We start from the raw sequence: 17411 nt of genomic DNA, 5'->3' as shown, positions 1-17411 counted from the left end.
TGTTTTGCATCATAGGAGCATCATATGCCGGTTCAGGAAAAGGAATGGGAGGATCGCGTGAAGCGGCTCCTCAAGGCCGAGTTGAAGCGCAAGGACGTAACTTACGCGCAACTGGTCGGGAAGCTGGCAGACATTGGGGTGATGGACTCTGAGCCGAATATCAGGAACAAGATCAGCAGGGGTAAATTTACAGCGGTGTTCTTGGTCCAATGTCTGCAAGCGATAGGGGCAAACTCGTTGCGTCTGGATTAGCCATTGGATTGCCCGTTGTTATTGCGTCGGGACTTCTATTGGCATGGGGAAATAGCATCTCATCGGAATATGAGATTCAGGCCCATAATAATGCAGCAGAATACGCCACTTACAGAAGCCGAGAGGCAAGCCAATCCTGCAATCTCCCTTCCCCTATCGAGAAGAGAAATTGCTTGTCCAAGGCCAAGGCCGAAGAGCGTGAAAATGAGCGTGCAGAAGAGGACTTGGTAGCGCAAAAGGAGTCGGCGCTTTGGTCCTATATTATGGCGTTGGCAGCCGTCATTGGTATGGCACTCAGCGCCATAGGCGTGTTCCTGGTTTGGACAACTTTCCGAGAAACTCGAAAATCGAATGAAATCGCCGATCGCGAAGCTAGGGTTGCGGCCGAAATCGCTATTGAGACCCGCAACGCGGCAATTTTGGCTGAACGTGCGTTTGTAGCTATCGACAGTTGCGTACTGCACCCGCCACCCCTCGGCACGACCGAGGGGTTTATGGTCGAATTCGAACTGTCCAATCGAGGAAAGAGCACTGCCAGAATTCTCAGTATTGAATACCACCTCGGCAATGAGCCTGCATTCAGTAAACGGACATATCGAAGGCACAGCCTGAACCTGCAAATTCTGGCTGGCGCGAGTATTGAATGCCCCCGATTCAAGATGCGTCGGAGACCGTCCTACCCCTGCCATTTCACAGGCTTCGTCAAATACACCACAATTTATAATGCCCAGTTTGAGACCTATTTTGCTTACGTTCTGGAAGGCCCCCTCGACGTAAATCTGCTGGATGATCTTGAGTCCAGAGAACTCAAGCCCACTTATCCCTACCGCATGCCAACAGACACATAGGGCACCGCAAACGATGACAGCCGCCACCGCGAGGGATGACAGCCATCTACGCATTGGTGCGTTTGCTACATAATGCCGCACGATCGCGATGGCCCCACCACCAAGGCAGACTGTCTCAACCGGCTTTACGAAGCGATGTGCGAAGACGAGCGGCGCGGCCGCTTCCGCGTGCGCAGCGTGATCCTGCACGATGCCGAGGACATGGTGCACCCGGCGGCGCTTTCGCTGCTGGATAGCGCGCTGGACGAGGCGGACTTCGTCCAGTTGCCCGTGAGGCCGGAGCCGCAGCGCACATCGCGCTGGATCGGAGGGCATTACTGCGATGAATTCGCCGAGGCGCATGGCAAGGTCATGGTCGTGCGCGACTGGCTGGGCGCGGGGCTGCCGGCGGCCGGCGTGGGATGCGCGTTTTCCCGCACGGCTCTGGAAACCGTGGCGGCGCGGCGAGGCGCGAGCCAGCCGTTCGCGCCCGAATGCCTGACCGAAGACTATGAATGCGGCTTGTTGATCGGGGAGGAAGGCGGACGCTCCCGCTTCCTGCGGGTCCGGGATGCGCGCGGGAACCTTGTCGCCACGCGCGAATTCTTCCCGGCGCGGCTGGACCAGGCCGTGCGCCAGAAGACGCGCTGGATGCATGGAATCGCGTTTCAGGGGTGGGACCGCCTGGGCTGGCGGTTGCGGCCGGCCGAACTATGGATGCGCTTGCGCGATCGGCGCGGGCCGCTGGATGCGCTGGTGCTTCTTGCCGCCTATGTTCTGCTCGTGTTGGCGCCGGTCCTGATGATCGGGCGGGCTCTGGGCTACTATGAACCCGTGCCGCTGGGGCATGTCTTGCGCTGGCTGATCGGCGTGAATGCGTTTCTTCTCGGCTGGCGTTTGCTGGTACGCGGCGTTTTCACGGCTCGCGAATACGATCTGGCGGAAGGCGTGAGGGCGGTGTTGAGAGCGCCGGTCTCCAACGTGATCGCGATCATGGCCGGGCGGCGGGCGTTGATGGCCTATCTGGCGTCGCTCCGGCACGGCCAGACGGCGTGGGATCACACCAGCCATCATGACCATCCAGCACTGGCAACCCGGATATGACGATGGCTCCGGCAGGTGCAGGCGTCCATACCGGGGGCGCCGAAACCGGATCGCGACGGAGAGGATCGCCGGTACTGTCGCTTGCCCTCGTGCTTGCTGGCTGGATTGCGCTGCGCACCATGGCGCTGGCCTTGCCTTCTCCCGAAACGCTGGCGCCACCGGGGAAGATGGCGCCGATGGTTCCCACGGAAGCGGCTGTCGCGTCGTCGGCGCCGATGTCGGTTCCGTTCGTCTCGATGTGGCTGCAGCCGTCAGGCGGGATGGCTCCCGTGCGGGAAGCGGAACGGCGGCCATGGCCGGTTGGCCAGGGGGCAGGCGCGGCCGATGCAGCCTTCGCAGGGTCCAGCAGGGCGAGCGGTTGGGGATGGTCCTTGCCACCGGGCGAGGCACCGCACGGACGCGACGACGTCCGGCGGGCCCCCGCCGTCGCGACGCGGACCGATCCCTTGCCGGCAGCCTATGCGGTGCCTGCCGGGGCCTCGCCCGCGCCCCACGCGCGCTGGTCTGGCGATGCATGGTTCCTCCTGCGCCGTGGCAGCAGCGGGACAGCACTTGCCGCCGGCCTGCCCGCCTATGGCGGCAGCCAGGCCGGTGGCGTTCTGCGCTATCGCATCATGCCGCAGGAACGGCATCGGCTGACGGCCTATCTTCGCGCTACGGGGGCGGTGCGGTCCGACGTGGATGACCGGCAACTGGCGCTGGGGCTTTCGGCACGCCCCGTTCCGACCATGCCGGTTTCCCTGCTGGTGGAGGGAAGATTGCAGCAGGGCAGCTTTGCCACCCGGCTGCGGCCATCGATCGCGGCGGTCACCGAACTACCTCCGATCACCCTTCCGCTGGGTTTGAGGAGCGATGTCTACGCCCAGGCGGGATGGGTCGGTGGTGCCGGGGCAACACCCTTCTTCGACGCGCAGGCGGTGGTGGACCGCGCCCTGGTTCCGCTGGCGCGGGGGATCGATCTGCGCGCAGGCGGCGGAGTGTGGAGCGGGGGGCAGAAGGGCGCGGTCCGGCTTGACCTTGGCCCGCGCGCGGGCCTGGTGGTGCAACGTGGCCGGTTTCCCCTGCGTCTTTCCGCTGACTGGCGCTTCCGCGTGGCCGGCCAAGCGGCGCCGGGATCGGGACCGGCGCTGACCCTGGCCACGGGGTTCTGACAGAACAAGGCTGAAAACTGTTCGGAAAGAGGCGCGCCCGCCGTTCCCAAGCCGGTCGCGCTGCGCTACGCCGTGACAGTAATGGACGTCTATCTTCCGATCGCCAACCTGTCGGTCAACGGTCTGGTCATCGTCGCGCTGGGCGCGCTGACGGGCCTGCTGTCCGGCATGTTCGGGGTGGGCGGCGGTTTCCTGACCACACCCTTGCTGATCTTCTATGGGGTGCCGCCCACGGTCGCCGCCGCATCGGCCGCCAGCCAGGTGACGGGCGCCAGCGTTTCGGGGGCGTTCGCGCACGCGCGGCGCGGTGGCATCGATTATCAGATGGGCGCGGTGCTCGTGGCCGGGGGCGTGATCGGCACCGGGCTGGGTGCGTTGCTGTTCCGTCTGCTCCAGTCGCTGGGGCAGATCGATACCGTCATCAACATCCTTTACGTGCTGCTGCTGGGCGGCATCGGCGGACTGATGGCGCACGAAAGCATCACCGCGTTGCGCGCGCAGAAGGCTGGCATCGCGCTTCCCGCGCGCAAGCGACGGCACCATCCGCTGGTGGCCAGCCTGCCGTGGCGCTGGCGCTTTTACCGCTCGGGCCTGTACATCTCGCCGCTGGCGCCGCTGCTGCTCGGCATGGCCACGGGCATTCTCACCATGCTGATGGGGATCGGTGGCGGGTTCATCCTGGTGCCCGCGATGCTCTACATCCTGGGCATGAGCGTGGGCGTGGTGGTCGGCACATCGCTGTTCCAGATCCTATTCGTGACCATGGCGACGACGATGATGCACGCCCTGACGACGCGCGCCGTCGATATCGTGCTGGCGGTGCTGCTGCTGGTGGGATCGGTGTCGGGCGCGCAGATCGGCGCGCAGTTCGCGCAGAAGGCGAAGCCCGAACAGCTCCGCCTGATCCTGGCGGTGATCGTGTTGGGGGTGGCGCTGCGGATGGCGCTGGGGCTCGGCTACCGGCCGGACGAAATCTACACGGTGATCCCGTTGTGATCGCGCTGCGGTCCGCCCTGTTGGTACTGTGCCTGCTTCTGCTCGGCGGTGCGCGTGATCCGATTCTGGTGCCGGAAATCTCGCAGCACGAAGTGCAGGTGCGGCAGGGCTTTACCGGGGCCGACCTGCTGCTGTTCGGCGCGATCCTCAGCCCGGAAGGCACGCGCGCGGCGCAGGATTACGATATCATCGTGGTGCTGGAAGGGCCGGTCCGTTCCATCGTGCTGCGCGAGAAGCAGAAGGTCGCCGGCATGTGGATCAACGCCGCCAGCACCGAGTTCCGCTCCGCCCCCAGCTATTACGCGATCGCCTCGTCGCGCCCGATCGCGCGGATCGTGGATGACAAGACGGCGGCTATCTACGAACTGGGGCTCAAGTGGTTGCAGCTTTCGCCGATCGGGGTGATCGATCCCGCCGAACAGAAGCGCTTTTCCGCGGGGCTTGTGGACCTGATGCAGCGGCAGGGGCTGTACCGGCAGGACGAAGGCGCGGTGAAGATCAGCGGGCAGGTGCTGTACCAGGCCCGCATCGCCCTGCCTTCGAGCGTTCTGACCGGCACCTACACTGCCGAAACCTTCGCGGTGCGCGATGGCAGGGTCGTCGCGTCAGCCATTACCCGGGTCGAGGTGACCAAGGAGGGGTTCGAGCGGTTCGTGGCGGTCAATGCCCAGCGCAACGGGCTGCTCTATGGCCTGTTCGCGGTGCTGGTGTCGGTGGCGATGGGCTGGATCGCCGGCCGCCTGTTCGCGCTGGTCTAGGGTCAGGACCCTAGGCGGGCGTTGGCGGTGTCAAGAACCGCGCCATCTCCTTCATTAGCCTCATTTTAACCGAGCTGGATTACCTCCCGACGGTCACGCGTGATCGGCTCGAGGTATTGGGTGATGTCGGAAATGAGCATGCAGGGTTTCGAAACCGGGTCGCCCGCCCAGCCCGCCGATCTTCGTGCGAACAGCCACGAAAATGCGCGCAAGCCGATCGGCTTCGTCGCCGATGTCTCGGGGGCGGGTGGCGTGATCGGCATCGATCTGGCGCGGCTGAAAGAATGCATGGGCGATGACGACGCTTCCGTCGCGCTGTCGGGCCAGGTCGGCTGTCCGGTGAAGATCCGCGTGGGCAATTCGTGGCTTCTGGCCACGGTGCGCAACCAGCGGCAGGATGCGGCGTTCGAAGGCGGCGTGATCGCGCAGATCGATTTCCTGGGCGAAGGCGACGAGGAACGCCTGACCGGGCGGCTTTACGGCTTCCGGCGTGGCGTGACGCGCTTTCCGGTGCCGGGCGCGCTGGTCTATCCGGCGACCAGCGCAGACTTGCGGCAGGTCTATGCCAGCGATGGCCGGTCCAGCATCGTCATCGGCACCGTGTTCCCCACGCGCGACATCCGCGCGGGTGTCTACATCGACGCGCTGCTGGGCAAGCACTTCGCGCTGCTGGGATCGACCGGCACCGGTAAGTCGACCAGCGCCGCGCTGATCCTGCACCGCATCTGCGAGATGGCGCCCGATGGCCATATCGTGATGATCGATCCGCATGGCGAATATGCACAAGCGTTCCGCCACACCGGGCAATTGCTGGACGTGACGAACCTGCAGATGCCGTACTGGCTGATGAATTTCGAGGAACATTGCGAGGTGTTCCTGACCACGCAGGGCGCCGAGCGGCAACTGGATGCCGACATCCTCGCCAAGTGCCTGTTGCAGGCCCGGATGAAGAACCGCCTGGCCGAACAGGTCGGCCGGATCACCGTGGATTCGCCGATACCCTATCTGCTCTCGGACCTGCTGCTGGTGCTCCAGAACGAGATGGGCAAGCTCGACAAGGGCCACGGCGCGATCCCCTACATGCGGATCAAGGCCAAGGTCGACGAGATCAAGGGCGATCCGCGCTACCAGTTCATGTTCTCAGGCATGCTGGTCGGCGATACGATGGTCGACTTCCTGTCCAAGGTGTTCCGCCTGCCGGCCAGCGGCAAGCCGATCACCATCATCGACGTTTCGGGCATCCCCTCGGAAATCACCTCGACCGTGGTCGCGGTGCTGAGCCGGCTGGTGTTCGACTATGCGATATGGTCGCGCGACGAAGAGACGCAGCCGATCCTCCTGGTCTGCGAGGAAGCGCACCGCTACGTGCCCAACGAACGCGTGGCGAGCAATTCGTCGGCGGCGAAAGTGCTGTCGCGGATCGCCAAGGAAGGGCGAAAGTACGGCGTCTCGCTGGGGCTGATCACGCAGCGTCCGTCCGACCTTGCCGAAGGCGTGCTGTCGCAGTGCGGCACGATCATCTCGATGCGCCTCAACAACGAGCGCGACCAGGCGTTCGTGCGCGCGGCCATGCCCGAAGGCGCGCGGGGCTTCCTCGATGCCATCCCGGCGCTGCGCAATCGCGAATGCATCATCTGCGGCGAAGGCGTTTCGATCCCGGTGCGGCTGTCGTTCGACGATCTCGAAGAGGCGCGGCGTCCTGCTTCCGCCGACCCTTCGTTCTCCGAACTCTGGGCGCGTTCGGGCGGCGAGGATATGGCCGTGCAGCGCACGGTGCAGCGTTGGCGATCGCAAAGCCGCTAGGGTCAGGACCCATTACTGGCGCGGTCGAGGTTTGAGGCAAAATGGCCCGGCGCAAGGAGGAGGGGCGCAGGAATATGTGGATATTTCAAGCCGCTCCGACGCAGCGCTGGGCCATTTTGGTCAAATCCCTGCGGGACGTCCCAATGGCTTCCATCTCGAACCGAAAGGCGCTTGCAAAGGCAACCAGCCTTTGCGGCGCGCCTTTCGGCCCGATATGTTCGCCATTTGGACGCCTCGACCGCGCCAGTAATGGGTCCTGACCCTAAGTCGACGCGCGACAGCGCCTACAGCGTGGGCGTCATCCGGCCCGCCACATCGCCATCGGCGCAAGTTTCCTCCTCCGCTTCCAGTTCGGGAATTGCGCGGCTGCGCGTGCGCCAGCCAGAGCGGCTGTACACGTAGAGGGCCAGCGAAGTAGCGATGACCGATCCGAACGGCATGGCCAGCCACAGCGCGTCCGCCCCGATGTGGGGATAGGCCAGGTAGTAGAAACCCAGACGCCCCGGATACATCGCGATGGCCAGCACGATCAGTGGCGCGATCACCACACCGCCGGCGCGCATCGTGCCGAACAGGACGATGGTGACGCCGAACAGCACATAGCTCCAGCTCGCCAGGAACTGGATGTGCCGCGCGGCGTCCACCGCCGGGCTGTTCGGCCCGAGGAACAGTTCCAGCGAACCGCGATCGAACAGCAGCAGAATCACCGTCATCGCCCCGGTCATCGCGAAGTTCAGCAGCACGCCCGAACGGGTGATCTGCCCCAGCCGGTGCAGCAGCCCGGCGCCGATGGCCTGCGCGGCCATGGCGCTGACCGCCGCCGAGATCGCCATCGCCGGCATCTGCAGGTAGGTCCACAGTTGTAGCGACGCGCCATAAGCCGCGCTGATCAGCACGCCTTCGCGGTTGACCAGCCCGATCATGATGATCCCGGCGGCCGAGATCAGCAGCATCTGCGCACCCATCGGCAGGCCCTTGCGAACGATATAGCCCAGTTCGGATCGTTGCGGGATCAGATAGGCCAGCTCCGTCCCGCGCAGCCGCAGCGGCAGGTCGCGGGCATAGACCCAGGTTACCATCGCCAGCATCGAGACGTAGGACGCCGTGGCGGTGGCCGTGGCCGCCCCGGCGATGCCCAGCCGTGGAAACGGGCCGATGCCCGCGATCAGCAGCGGGTTCAGCGCGATGTCGAGCACGACCGACAGGATCATGAACTTGAGCGGCGTCTGCGCATCGCCCGATCCGCGCAGGCCCATGCCCAGCATGACCGTAATCATCGAGGCCGGCATGGCCACGAAGATCACGCGCAGATAGGTCAGCGCAAAATGATAGGTTTCGCCGGGCGTAGCCATCGCGCGCAGCAGCGCCGGCGCGAATATCCAGCCGGCCGTGGCGACGCACAGCGAAAGCCCGAGGCAGAACCCGAGCGCCGTGCCGAAAGTGCGCCGTGCCGCGTCGATGTTCCGCGCGCCGAACGCCTGGCCGACCTTCACCGTCGCCGCCATGCCGAAGCCGAACACCGCGGCGAAGACCAGGAACATCACCACGTTAGCGTTGGCCGTTGCCGCGAGCGCGCTTTCGCCCAGCAGCCGCCCGACCCAGACCGAATTGACCGATCCGTTGAGCGACTGGAGAATGTTGGCGGCCAGCGTTGGCGCGGAAAACAGCAGCAGCGTGCGCAGGATCGGACCCTTGGTCAGATCGCGATGGCCGCCGGGCGCTGCCGGGCGCGACGCTGAGGGCTGCGCCATCGCTGGCGGTGAAGCGGCGGGATCGGTCACCAGTGCTTTCCTCAATCGTTCAGGTCGGATTTTCCGGCCTTCAACGCGGCTAAGGCGGCAAAGGGGCCGGAGGCTTCCTCTCCGGCAAGGCCGTGCTTCTGGCGCGCGGCATCCGCTTCGGGGCCTTCCGCGAAAGGATCGATCGCCAGACCGAGGCTTTGCGCCAAGGCCTCGCCCAGATCGAACGTCATCCCCTCGTATTCGATCTCGTCGCAATCGTCCGCGGTGATCTCGATTTCGTCTTCGGACGCCCCTTCCGCTCCGGGATGCACGAAACGGAGCAGGATCGGCTCGTCGATCGCTACCGGGAAATCCTCGCCTGAAATGGCGCAGGGCTGGATGATCGACGCGGTCAGCCGGCCTCGCGCCAGCACGGTTTCGCCTTCGACCGAAAGCCGGATGTCCGCGCGCATCGTGTCGATCGCGCTGATGCCAAAGCGGCCGGCCAGGCGGCGGCGCTCGTCCGCATCGGGTTCGACCACTACGGGGGCGCCGGTGATCTGGCGGATGTCGATCATCCGGCTGAGTTCGGGGGTGCCGGTCATGCGGGGATCTCCCCGGCAAGCAGGCGTTCGGCCGGGACGGCGTCCAGCGCGCCAGCGAGCGCGCGGACCCGGCCGACGAGCGCCTGCGGTCCCGTACCTTCGTCCGCCTGGCCTTCGCCCACCAGACCTTCGACCAGCGTGACATTGCGGGTGATCGCCTCGCTCAGCGCGCTGTCGTCCGCCGTCGCCAGCGCATCGCGATAGGCGCCCAGCCGTCCGCCCAGCGTGCTCATCAGCCGCCCCATGTGCTTGCCCACCACCATGTCGCCCACGCCGCTTTCACGCAGCTGCCCGTCCATGTCATCGACGAACAGTTCGGTCAGCCGCACCGACGGTTCCACCAGCGCCGGTTCGCGTTCCATGCGCAGCAGCACCAGGCTGAGCACCAGCGTGATCGCGTCGAACCGCCCGGGCAGCGTATCGGCGATCCCGTATTCCGCGTACCAGGCTTTCCCGCGCGAGGCGGCGACCACGGCATGCCACAACGGCCGCACGGTGGCGCGGTCATCGCGGCCGGGGCCGAACAGCCGGGCTAGAAACGACATCGGAACTTCCTTCCCTGCGATCCTGCCCGCACGGCTTGCGGGATTCGTTCAGGACCGATTAAATCGCCTGTGGCCACGTGGCATCGCGCTGTCCATTGCGGTTCCGCCGTTTGGCCCCTAAGGCTTGCGCGATATAGGGAACCCGGGCGCGAAGGCAAACGGGATGCCTGCCATAGCCGGGCCTGACGCCCGGATCGAGAAGCGGAGTTCGGGAATGCGCGATAATCGGCTGATGGTGCGGGGCGTTGCGGCGGTGACGCTTGCGGTGCTGGCCGGCGGATGTTCGAGCATTCGCGACCATCGCGGCTATCTGATCGATCCCGCGCTGACCGATTCGGTGCAGCCGGGCGTGGACAACCGCCTTTCCGTGGAAAAGGCGCTGGGGCAGCCGACGTTCAAGAGCCAGTTCGGCAAGCCGACCTGGTACTACGTGTCGATCGACACCAAGCAGAGGCCGTTCACCCGGCCGCGCACCAATGCCGAGTTCATCATGAAGGTGAACTTCGATGCGGCGGGCAATGTCGCCAGCGTCGAACGGGGTGGCATGGAAAAGGTCGTGCGGATCAATCCCGATCGCGACAAGACGCCGACACTGGGACGCGACCGCAGCTTCTTCGAGGATCTGTTCGGCAATATCGGCGCGGTTGGCGCCGTGCCGGGCGCGACGGGCCAGAGCGGCCGTCCGGGCGGGTCCGGTCCGAACGGAAGCTGATCTTGGTCGTTCCCGGCCGGCTTGAACCGCCGCCAACTTGAACCGGCGCCAGCTTGAACAGCCGGGAGCATTCCCCATATCGCGGTCATGGACGACAGCAGGGCGAGCCACGGCCTGATCCAGTGGCACGGCACCACCATCATCGGGGTGAAAAAGAACGGGCGCACGGTGATTGCCGGCGACGGTCAGGTTTCCATGGGCAACACGGTGATGAAGCCGAATGCCCGCAAGGTCCGCCGGATCGGCGACGGCAACGTGATCGCCGGTTTCGCCGGCGCGACCGCCGATGCCTTCACCCTGTTCGAACGGCTGGAGCGCAAGCTGGAGCAGCACCGCGGTCAGCTGATGCGCGCGGCGGTGGAACTCGCCAAGGACTGGCGCACCGACAAGTACCTGCGCAATCTGGAAGCGCTGATGATCGTGGCCGACGCGGAGACGCTGCTGGTGCTGACCGGCAACGGCGATGTGCTGGAGCCTGAAGCCAAGAACGACGCGGTCATCGCCGCGATCGGCTCTGGCGGCAACTACGCGCTGAGCGCCGCCAGGGCGATCACCGACTACGAGGACGACGCCGAGACGATCGCCCGCCGCGCGATGCAGGTGGCGGCCGATATCTGCGTGTTCACCAACGATCGCGTGACGGTGGAAACCATATAGGCATCATCCCCCCTCCCGCTTGCGGGAGAGGCCGGGGGTGGGCTGTTCACACGCTACACCCCAAAGACCCACCCCCATCCCCTCCCGCAAGCGGGAGGGGGGAGCTTCAGAATGAAAGACAACCTTACCCCCAAGGCCATCGTCCGCGCGCTGGACGAACATATCGTCGGGCAGCAGGACGCCAAGCGCGCGGTCGCCGTGGCGCTGCGCAACCGCTGGCGGCGCCAGCATCTCTCGGCCGACCTGCGCGACGAGGTCAGCCCCAAGAACATCCTGATGATCGGGCCGACCGGCTGCGGCAAGACCGAGATCAGTCGCCGCCTGGCGAAGCTGGCCGACGCGCCGTTCGTCAAGGTGGAGGCGACCAAGTTCACCGAGGTCGGCTATGTCGGCCGCGACGTGGAACAGATCGCGCGCGATCTGGCGGAAGAGGCGATCCGGCTGGAGAAGGACCGCCGGCGCGACGCGGTGCGCGATGCGGCGAGCAAGGCGGCGATGGATCGGCTGCTCAAGGCGCTGGTCGGCGATGGCGCCAGCGAGGCGACGCGCGAAAGCTTCCGGCAGCGTCTGGCCGATGGCTCGATGAACGATGTCGAGGTCGAGATCGAGGTGGAGGACGCGCCCTCGATGCCGATGGAACTGCCGGGCATGGGCGGCAATATCGGCATGATCAACCTGTCCGACATGATGGGCAAGGCGTTCGGCGGTCAGCGCATGAAGCGTCGCAAGCTGCGCGTGGCCGATGCCTGGGACAAGCTGGTGGACGAGGAATCCGAAAAGCGCATGGACCAGGACGACGTTGCCCGTGTCGCGCTGCAGAACGCGGAAACCAACGGCATCGTCTTCCTCGACGAGATCGACAAGATCGCGGTGAGCGACGTGCGCGGCGGCTCGGTCAGCCGCGAAGGCGTGCAGCGCGATCTGCTGCCGCTGATCGAAGGGACGACCGTCGCCACCAAGTACGGCCCGATGAAGACCGACCACGTGCTGTTCATTGCCAGCGGCGCGTTCCATGTGGCCAAGCCCAGCGACATGCTGCCCGAACTGCAGGGCCGCCTGCCGATCCGCGTGGAGCTGAAGGCGCTGAGCGAGGACGATTTCGTGCGCATCCTGTCGGAAACGCGCGCCAATCTGGTCGAACAGTACCGCGCCCTGCTGGGCACCGAACAGGTGACGCTGGACTTCACGCCGGAAGCCGTTCGCGCGATCGCCCGCACCGCCGCGCAAGTCAACGAAAGCGTCGAGAACATCGGCGCGCGGCGGCTGCAGACGGTGATGGAAAAGCTGCTGGAGGAAGTGAGCTTCGACGCCGAGGACCGCGTGGGCTCCACAGTGACGATCGACGAGGCCTATGTGGCGGACAAGCTGGCGAGCCTTGCCGGCAACGCGGACTTGTCGAAGTATATCCTGTAAAAATCCTCCCCGATGCGGGGAGGGGGACCGTCCGCAGGACGGTGGAGGGGGCTTCTCGGCTGGGTGGCAGTCTCGGTGAGGATGGGCCGCAAGGCCAAGCCCCCCCTCCACCACCCTTCGGGTGGTCCCCCTCCCCATCCTGGGGAGGATCTGGTAGGGCCATGCGATGACCCACCAGACCCCCGAAGACCGCCCGATCTACCGCCTGCTCACCGGCAAGGACGACCGTGCCTTTTGCGAGCGCGTGTCAGAGGCGCTGGCGCAGGGCTGGCGGCTCTATGGCTCGCCCTCGCTCGCGTGGGATATCGAGAATAGCTGCATGAAGGCGGCGCAGGCGGTCGTGTGGCATGAAGCCGATGTGATGAAGTGAACGCCGGAGCAGGCCGGCGGATTACTCCGCCGCCTCGCTCACCTCTTCGCTTTCCGCCGCCTGGCGCGCCCACATCTCGGCGTAGAGACCGTCGCGGCGCAGCAGTTCCAGGTGGCTACCGCTTTCCGCCAGCCGTCCCTGATCCAGCACGAGGATGCGGTCTGAGTCCGCGATCGTCGACAGGCGGTGCGCGATCGAGATCGTGGTCCGGTTGGCGGCGACCATGCGCAGCGTGCCCAGGATGTCCTGCTCGGTCCGGGTGTCAAGCGCGCTGGTCGCTTCGTCGAACAGCAGGATCGGCGGGTTCTTGACCAGCGTGCGGGCGATGGCCACGCGCTGCTTTTCGCCGCCCGAAAGCTTGAGGCCGCGTTCGCCGACTTCGGTATCGAGGCCTTGCGGCAGGCGGGCGATGAAATCGGAAATGGCGGCCCCGCGCGCGGCGGCGTCCACGTCGGCCTGTGTCGCGCCTTCGCGGCCATAGGCGATGTTGTAGCCGATGGTGTCGTTGAACAGCACCGAATCCTGCGGCACGATGCCGATCGCGGCGCGCAGGGACGCCTGCGTGACGCCGGCGATGTCCTGCCCGTCGATCAGGATGCGGCCCGATCCCGGATCGTAGAAGCGGAACAGCAGCCGCGCGATGGTGGACTTGCCCGCGCCCGAAGGGCCGACGATGGCGACGCGGCTGCCGGCCGGCACATCGAACGAAAGGCCGTGCAGGATCGTGCGGTCGGGATCGTAGCCGAACACCACGTTGTCGAAGACCACCGAGGGCCGCCGCACGATCAGCGCCGGCGCGCCGGGTGCATCGGCGACTTCCACGTGCGTATCGATCAGGCGGAACATTTCCGCCATGTCGATCAGCCCCTGCCGGATCGTGCGATAGACCATGCCGAGCATGTCGAGCGGGCGGAAAAGCTGGGTGAGGTAGGTCTGCACGAACACCAGCTGGCCAGCGGTGTACTGGCCCTTGGCCCAGCCGACGACCGTCCACGCCATCGCCCCGGCCATCAGCAGGTTGACCACGACCGCCTGCGCGATGTTGAGCAGGCCCAGGCTATTCTCGCTCTTTACCGCGGCATCGGCATAGGCACGCGTCGCCTGCGCATAGCGGGCTTCCTCGCGCGCCTCCGCGCCGAAGTATTTCACCGTCTCGTAGTTGAGCAGCGAATCGACCGCGCGGGAAAGCGCCTGCCCATCGAGCCGGTTCATCTTTTCCCGCAGATGGGTGCGCCATTCGGTGATGGTGCGCGTAACCCAGATATAGCCCGCGATCGCCACCGCCGTCGCCGCGACAAGGCCCCAGCCGAAGGTGAAGTAGAAGATCACCGCCACGATCGCGAGCTGCAGCACCGTGGGCGCGATGTTGAACAGCATGAAGTAGAGCATCGTGTCGATGCTCTTGGTGCCGCGTTCGATCACTTTGGTTACTTCGCCGGTGCGGCGGGCGAGGTGGAAACGCAACGACAGGCGGTGCAGGCGCGCGAACACGTTTTCGGCCAGCGCGCGCGTCGCATCCTGCCCCACCCGTTCGAACACGATGTTGCGCAGGTTGTCGAAGGCGACGCCGGCGAAGCGCCCGGCCGCGTAGCCCAGCACCATCAGCATGGCGAACCGCATCAGGCGCGGGCCGGACACGTTCATCGCGTCCACCGCCCACTTCAGCAGATAGGGCAGGACAAGCTGCGTGCCGGTGGAGGCCAGGATGAACAGGCTGGCGAAAACGATGCGCCATCGCAGCGCCGTGTTGTCGGCGGGCCAGAGATAGGGAAGGAAGCGCCGCAGCGTGTGCCATCCATCGTGGCGGGCGTTGCGGTCGGTGGCGGTTTCGGGCGGCATGGGCCTTCACATAGGCGCTTTGCGCCGATCCGCCAGCCCCGTTGCCCGATCGGGTGGATTATCCGCGCCCGTGTCGCTGCTGGCGTCTCTTGCGTTCAGTTCATCCCGAACTGCATCGGCAGGCCCCGTGGCATGTCGAACAGGATGCTCCGGCTCGAAAAGTCGATCGCCACGCGGCGGAACAGGCGCAACTGGTCCATGCCGAGCAGCATCGCCGGGCGCTTGTCCAGCTTGAGCGCCTTGAACGGCGGCGCATCGGCGAACACGAGCGGGGTGTTCGACATTGTCAACCCGCCCAGCACCAGCGTGCGCGCCAGCCCCACGTCGGCGGAGATCGATTGCCCGGTCACCGATATGAGCGAGGTCTGTTCCTGCGCATGACGGCGTGCCAACGCCCTTTGCAGCGGGGGATTGCCGATCGAAGTATCCGAGCCGGTATCGATGATGATATCGGTACGGACGCCATCGACCATGGCGTTGGTCATGATCAGCTGGCCCGACCGGCGCCGCGCCTGCACCGTGATTTCGAAGCCGCTGTTGCCGCCCAGTTGCCGGGCATCGCCGATCGCCATGACCTTCTTGTCGAAATCGAGCAGGACGCGCTGGTCCTGCAGGCTGTCCAGCCCGATGATCCCGTCCGCGCCGATCCAGCGCCCGTCGAGCAGCGGGGCGGTGAGGCCATAGAAGCTGCGGCGGCCGAGGTTGATCTCCTCCACTTCCACCAGATCCACTTCCTGCGTGCCCGCCACGCCCACCAGCAGCGCCTGTCCGGCGCTGGCCAGGCCAAGCTGCCGGGCTATATCGCGCGACAGGATCGTGCGTTCCGCGCCGGTATCGATCATGAAGCGGTAGGGACCAGCCCGTTTGCTGCCCGTTTGCGCGTTCTCGACGCCGATATGCACCGGCACGGTCATGCGGGCCTGCAGGTCGGGCGTGATCGCCACGATGTCGACCGAACCGGCCTGGGCCGTGCCGTCCTGCGCTACGGCGATGGGGTAGGCGGTGAACAGGGGCAGCAACGCGCCCGCCGCGAATAGCGGATATAGTGCCATGGCTTCTCTCTCCGCCTGGCAGCATACGCCTGTTCGGGCGCCGGAGCCATGGTGTTTATCGGGGAAGGGGCGTCTTCCGTCGAAGCGGCAGCGCCGCCAGAATCTCGCCCAGCATCGCCGTCACTTCCGCGAACAGGGGATGACCGATCGCCCACAGCGTCGCCAGCCACAGTGCGATGCCGGCGCTCACCATGCTCGCCGCCTGCCCGAAGCCGGTTTCCGCCGGACCGTGCCAGAAGACATAGCTGGCAAGCAGCGGGCCGACCGCCGCCAGCGTGGCCAGCAAGCTGCGCGCGTAAATCTGGAAAAGGTCGCGCCAGCGGAAATCGAGCATCCCGCGCATGAACGGGGCGTAGATCATTACCCAGAACAGCCCGTGGGCGAAACGCGAGATGGCAACCCAGATCAGGCCGAACGGCGCGGTGAGCGCGATCAGCAGGACCGACATCACCGTTTCCACGATGTTGCGGTGGATCAGGCCCTTCATGCGATCGAGCAGCAGCGGCAGATCGCCGTTCAGCGGCAGCGAGACATAGCACAGCTGCGACAGCGCGACCCAGCCTAGCAAGGGCGCGGCCGCCAGCCATTTCGGGCCGTAGAGCAGGTTGACCAGCGGCTCCGACAGCACGGCGATGCCCGCCATCGCGGGCCAGGTGACACCGGTATAGGCGGCGACGACGCGCAGGTAGGGCGGGCCGAGCGGCTGGCCACTGTCGCGCACCTGGCGGAAGGCCGGGTAGAACACGCCGGTCACCGCGCCGGCCACCAGCAGACGCAGTTGCAGCGCCAGCCCCGAGGCGCGGGTGAACAGGCCGACGGCGGTGTTGTCGATGAGCCGGCCGATGACCAGCTCGGGCGCGCGACCCGTGATCGAATAGCACGTCGCCAGCACGGAATTGGTGCCGCCCAGCTTGAGCACCGGCGCGGCGCCCTGCACGCGCAGGGGCCATGGCAGCATCAGTCCGGCGCGCCACTGGCTGACCACCAGCCGCGCCGCCTGCTGCGCGAACGCGCCCCAGGCCAGCGCCAGCGCGCCATAGCCCAGCACCGCCAGGGTGACTGCCGTGGCGGCGTTGGCGATGGAGGAGCCGACCTCGATCATCGTGTTGGACTTGTAGTCCATGCGCCGCTGGCAGGTTGCCTGCGGCACGATGGCCAGCGGCACCGCCAGATAGGAGCAGGCGATGACCAGCGTGATCGGCAGCAGGCGCGGATCGCCGTAGAACAGGGCGATCGGCTTGGCCGAGAGGATCGTCAGGATCGCGATGCCCCAGGCGAAAGCCACCGAGACGGTGAACGCCATGTGGAGCTTTTCGGGTGTCAGGTCGCGTTCGCCGTTGACGTAGCGGGTCACGCCGAAATCCTGGAGGAAGGCGACGATGGTGACCGCGGCGAAGGCGATCGAGAACAGCCCGAGTTCCGCCGGCGTGATGAACCAGCGCGCCAGCACCACGCTGGTCAGGAACTGGATCGCGAACGAGGTATATTGCGATACCAGCGCCCAGGCGGCGGCGGTGCGCACGGACATCTGCGGAGGGGGCATCTGCGGTTGGGGCACCTGCGGCGGCGTGTCGGCGGCCGTGCTCATGCACCGCTGCTCATGCGA

17 protein-coding genes are annotated in these 17411 nt (G+C 65.9%); 11 read left to right on the top strand and 6 right to left on the bottom strand.

Annotation, left to right across the window (positions count from 1 at the left end):
• Positions 1-24: 24 nt before the first annotated feature.
• From NMD1_RS04965 to NMD1_RS04935, 7 genes are all read left to right on the top strand, one after another.
• Complete coding sequence (locus tag NMD1_RS04965) at positions 25-252, top strand: DUF6471 domain-containing protein (protein ID WP_125953942.1); 228 nt, start codon at positions 25-27, stop codon at positions 250-252.
• Positions 253-425: 173 nt separating this feature from the next.
• A complete protein-coding gene (locus tag NMD1_RS04960) occupies positions 426-1100 on the top strand; it encodes a hypothetical protein (protein ID WP_125953941.1) in 675 nt (224 codons plus the stop codon).
• 72 nt (positions 1101-1172) lie between these two features.
• Entirely contained in the window at positions 1173-2183 is a 1011-nt protein-coding gene (locus tag NMD1_RS04955) for a glycosyl transferase family protein (protein WP_125953940.1), read from the top strand.
• A 2-nt stretch (positions 2184-2185) separates the two neighbouring features.
• Entirely contained in the window at positions 2186-3334 is a 1149-nt protein-coding gene (locus NMD1_RS04950) for a hypothetical protein (protein WP_125953939.1), read from the top strand.
• 81 nt (positions 3335-3415) lie between these two features.
• Positions 3416-4330 (top strand): sulfite exporter TauE/SafE family protein, encoded by a 915-nt coding sequence (locus NMD1_RS04945; RefSeq protein WP_124809314.1) that lies wholly within the window; start codon positions 3416-3418, stop codon positions 4328-4330.
• A complete protein-coding gene (locus NMD1_RS04940; protein ID WP_125953938.1) occupies positions 4327-5088 on the top strand; it encodes a TIGR02186 family protein in 762 nt (253 codons plus the stop codon). Before NMD1_RS04945 ends, NMD1_RS04940 begins: the two co-directional genes overlap by 4 nt.
• Positions 5089-5226: 138 nt before the next feature.
• Positions 5227-6891: an ATP-binding protein gene (locus NMD1_RS04935; protein ID WP_233497366.1), complete on the top strand. Its 1665-nt coding sequence runs from the start codon at positions 5227-5229 to the stop codon at positions 6889-6891.
• A 284-nt stretch (positions 6892-7175) separates the two neighbouring features.
• On the opposite strand, the gene NMD1_RS04925 is transcribed toward NMD1_RS04935, so the two are convergent.
• From NMD1_RS04925 to NMD1_RS04915, 3 genes are read right to left on the bottom strand one after another with little or no spacing between them, the layout of a single operon-like run.
• Positions 7176-8642 carry an MATE family efflux transporter gene (locus tag NMD1_RS04925; protein ID WP_125954148.1) on the bottom strand — a complete coding sequence of 489 codons (1467 nt, stop codon included), beginning with the start codon at positions 8640-8642 and terminating at the stop codon, positions 7176-7178.
• 41 nt (positions 8643-8683) lie between these two features.
• Entirely contained in the window at positions 8684-9217 is a 534-nt protein-coding gene (locus NMD1_RS04920; protein ID WP_125953936.1) for a DUF177 domain-containing protein, read from the bottom strand.
• On the bottom strand, positions 9214-9762 hold the full coding sequence (locus NMD1_RS04915) for a ubiquinol-cytochrome C chaperone family protein (RefSeq protein WP_124811320.1): 549 nt from the start codon (positions 9760-9762) through the stop codon (positions 9214-9216). The genes NMD1_RS04920 and NMD1_RS04915 overlap by 4 nt, the downstream gene beginning before the upstream one ends.
• Positions 9763-9976: 214 nt before the next feature.
• Here NMD1_RS04915 and NMD1_RS04910 point away from each other — a divergent pair, with 214 nt between their 5' ends.
• From NMD1_RS04910 to NMD1_RS04895, 4 genes are all read left to right on the top strand, one after another.
• The gene (locus NMD1_RS04910; protein ID WP_124811319.1) at positions 9977-10474 is read left to right on the top strand and encodes an outer membrane protein assembly factor BamE; all 498 of its coding nucleotides are present in this window, start codon (positions 9977-9979) and stop codon (positions 10472-10474) included.
• Between the two features lie 87 nt (positions 10475-10561).
• Positions 10562-11131, top strand: coding sequence for an ATP-dependent protease subunit HslV (gene hslV / locus NMD1_RS04905; RefSeq protein WP_125953935.1), 570 nt, complete (start codon positions 10562-10564; stop codon positions 11129-11131).
• 111 nt (positions 11132-11242) lie between these two features.
• Positions 11243-12544: an ATP-dependent protease ATPase subunit HslU gene (gene hslU / locus NMD1_RS04900; RefSeq protein WP_125953934.1), complete on the top strand. Its 1302-nt coding sequence runs from the start codon at positions 11243-11245 to the stop codon at positions 12542-12544.
• 166 nt (positions 12545-12710) lie between these two features.
• On the top strand, positions 12711-12914 hold the full coding sequence (locus NMD1_RS04895; RefSeq protein WP_125953933.1) for a DUF1737 domain-containing protein: 204 nt from the start codon (positions 12711-12713) through the stop codon (positions 12912-12914).
• Positions 12915-12935: 21 nt separating this feature from the next.
• Here the strand turns inward: NMD1_RS04895 and NMD1_RS04890 are convergent, their stop codons facing one another.
• The 3 genes from NMD1_RS04890 to NMD1_RS04880 form a co-directional block, all read right to left on the bottom strand.
• Positions 12936-14753 (bottom strand): ABC transporter ATP-binding protein/permease, encoded by a 1818-nt coding sequence (locus NMD1_RS04890; RefSeq protein WP_125953932.1) that lies wholly within the window; start codon positions 14751-14753, stop codon positions 12936-12938.
• A 95-nt stretch (positions 14754-14848) separates the two neighbouring features.
• The gene (locus NMD1_RS04885) at positions 14849-15805 is read right to left on the bottom strand and encodes a retroviral-like aspartic protease family protein (RefSeq protein ID WP_124811314.1); all 957 of its coding nucleotides are present in this window, start codon (positions 15803-15805) and stop codon (positions 14849-14851) included.
• Between the two features lie 55 nt (positions 15806-15860).
• A partial coding sequence (locus NMD1_RS04880; RefSeq protein WP_233497365.1) for a lipopolysaccharide biosynthesis protein occupies positions 15861-17411 on the bottom strand: 1551 nt, incomplete at its 5' end.

Source organism: Novosphingobium sp. MD-1 (assembly GCF_001014975.1).
In the GTDB taxonomy this organism is placed as follows: Bacteria; Pseudomonadota; Alphaproteobacteria; order Sphingomonadales; family Sphingomonadaceae; genus Novosphingobium.
Note: the sequence above shows the minus strand (reverse complement) of the source record. Positions and strands in the feature narration are given on the sequence as shown.

What these genes read in the sequence shown, in the direction of transcription:
- NMD1_RS04965 (WP_125953942.1), top strand. Translation starts at nt 25, where the DNA reads ATGCCGGTTCAGGAAAAGGAATGGGAGGATCGCGTGAAGCGGCTCCTC.
- NMD1_RS04955 (WP_125953940.1), top strand. Translation starts at nt 1,173, where the DNA reads ATGCCGCACGATCGCGATGGCCCCACCACCAAGGCAGACTGTCTCAAC.
- NMD1_RS04950 (WP_125953939.1), top strand. Translation starts at nt 2,186, where the DNA reads ATGGCTCCGGCAGGTGCAGGCGTCCATACCGGGGGCGCCGAAACCGGA.
- NMD1_RS04945 (WP_124809314.1), top strand. Translation starts at nt 3,416, where the DNA reads ATGGACGTCTATCTTCCGATCGCCAACCTGTCGGTCAACGGTCTGGTC.
- NMD1_RS04935 (WP_233497366.1), top strand. Translation starts at nt 5,227, where the DNA reads ATGCAGGGTTTCGAAACCGGGTCGCCCGCCCAGCCCGCCGATCTTCGT.
- NMD1_RS04925 (WP_125954148.1), bottom strand. Translation starts at nt 8,642, where the DNA reads ATGGCGCAGCCCTCAGCGTCGCGCCCGGCAGCGCCCGGCGGCCATCGC.
- NMD1_RS04920 (WP_125953936.1), bottom strand. Translation starts at nt 9,217, where the DNA reads ATGACCGGCACCCCCGAACTCAGCCGGATGATCGACATCCGCCAGATC.
- NMD1_RS04915 (WP_124811320.1), bottom strand. Translation starts at nt 9,762, where the DNA reads ATGTCGTTTCTAGCCCGGCTGTTCGGCCCCGGCCGCGATGACCGCGCC.
- NMD1_RS04910 (WP_124811319.1), top strand. Translation starts at nt 9,977, where the DNA reads ATGCGCGATAATCGGCTGATGGTGCGGGGCGTTGCGGCGGTGACGCTT.
- hslV (WP_125953935.1), top strand. Translation starts at nt 10,562, where the DNA reads ATGGACGACAGCAGGGCGAGCCACGGCCTGATCCAGTGGCACGGCACC.
- hslU (WP_125953934.1), top strand. Translation starts at nt 11,243, where the DNA reads ATGAAAGACAACCTTACCCCCAAGGCCATCGTCCGCGCGCTGGACGAA.
- NMD1_RS04895 (WP_125953933.1), top strand. Translation starts at nt 12,711, where the DNA reads ATGACCCACCAGACCCCCGAAGACCGCCCGATCTACCGCCTGCTCACC.
- NMD1_RS04890 (WP_125953932.1), bottom strand. Translation starts at nt 14,753, where the DNA reads ATGCCGCCCGAAACCGCCACCGACCGCAACGCCCGCCACGATGGATGG.
- NMD1_RS04885 (WP_124811314.1), bottom strand. Translation starts at nt 15,805, where the DNA reads ATGGCACTATATCCGCTATTCGCGGCGGGCGCGTTGCTGCCCCTGTTC.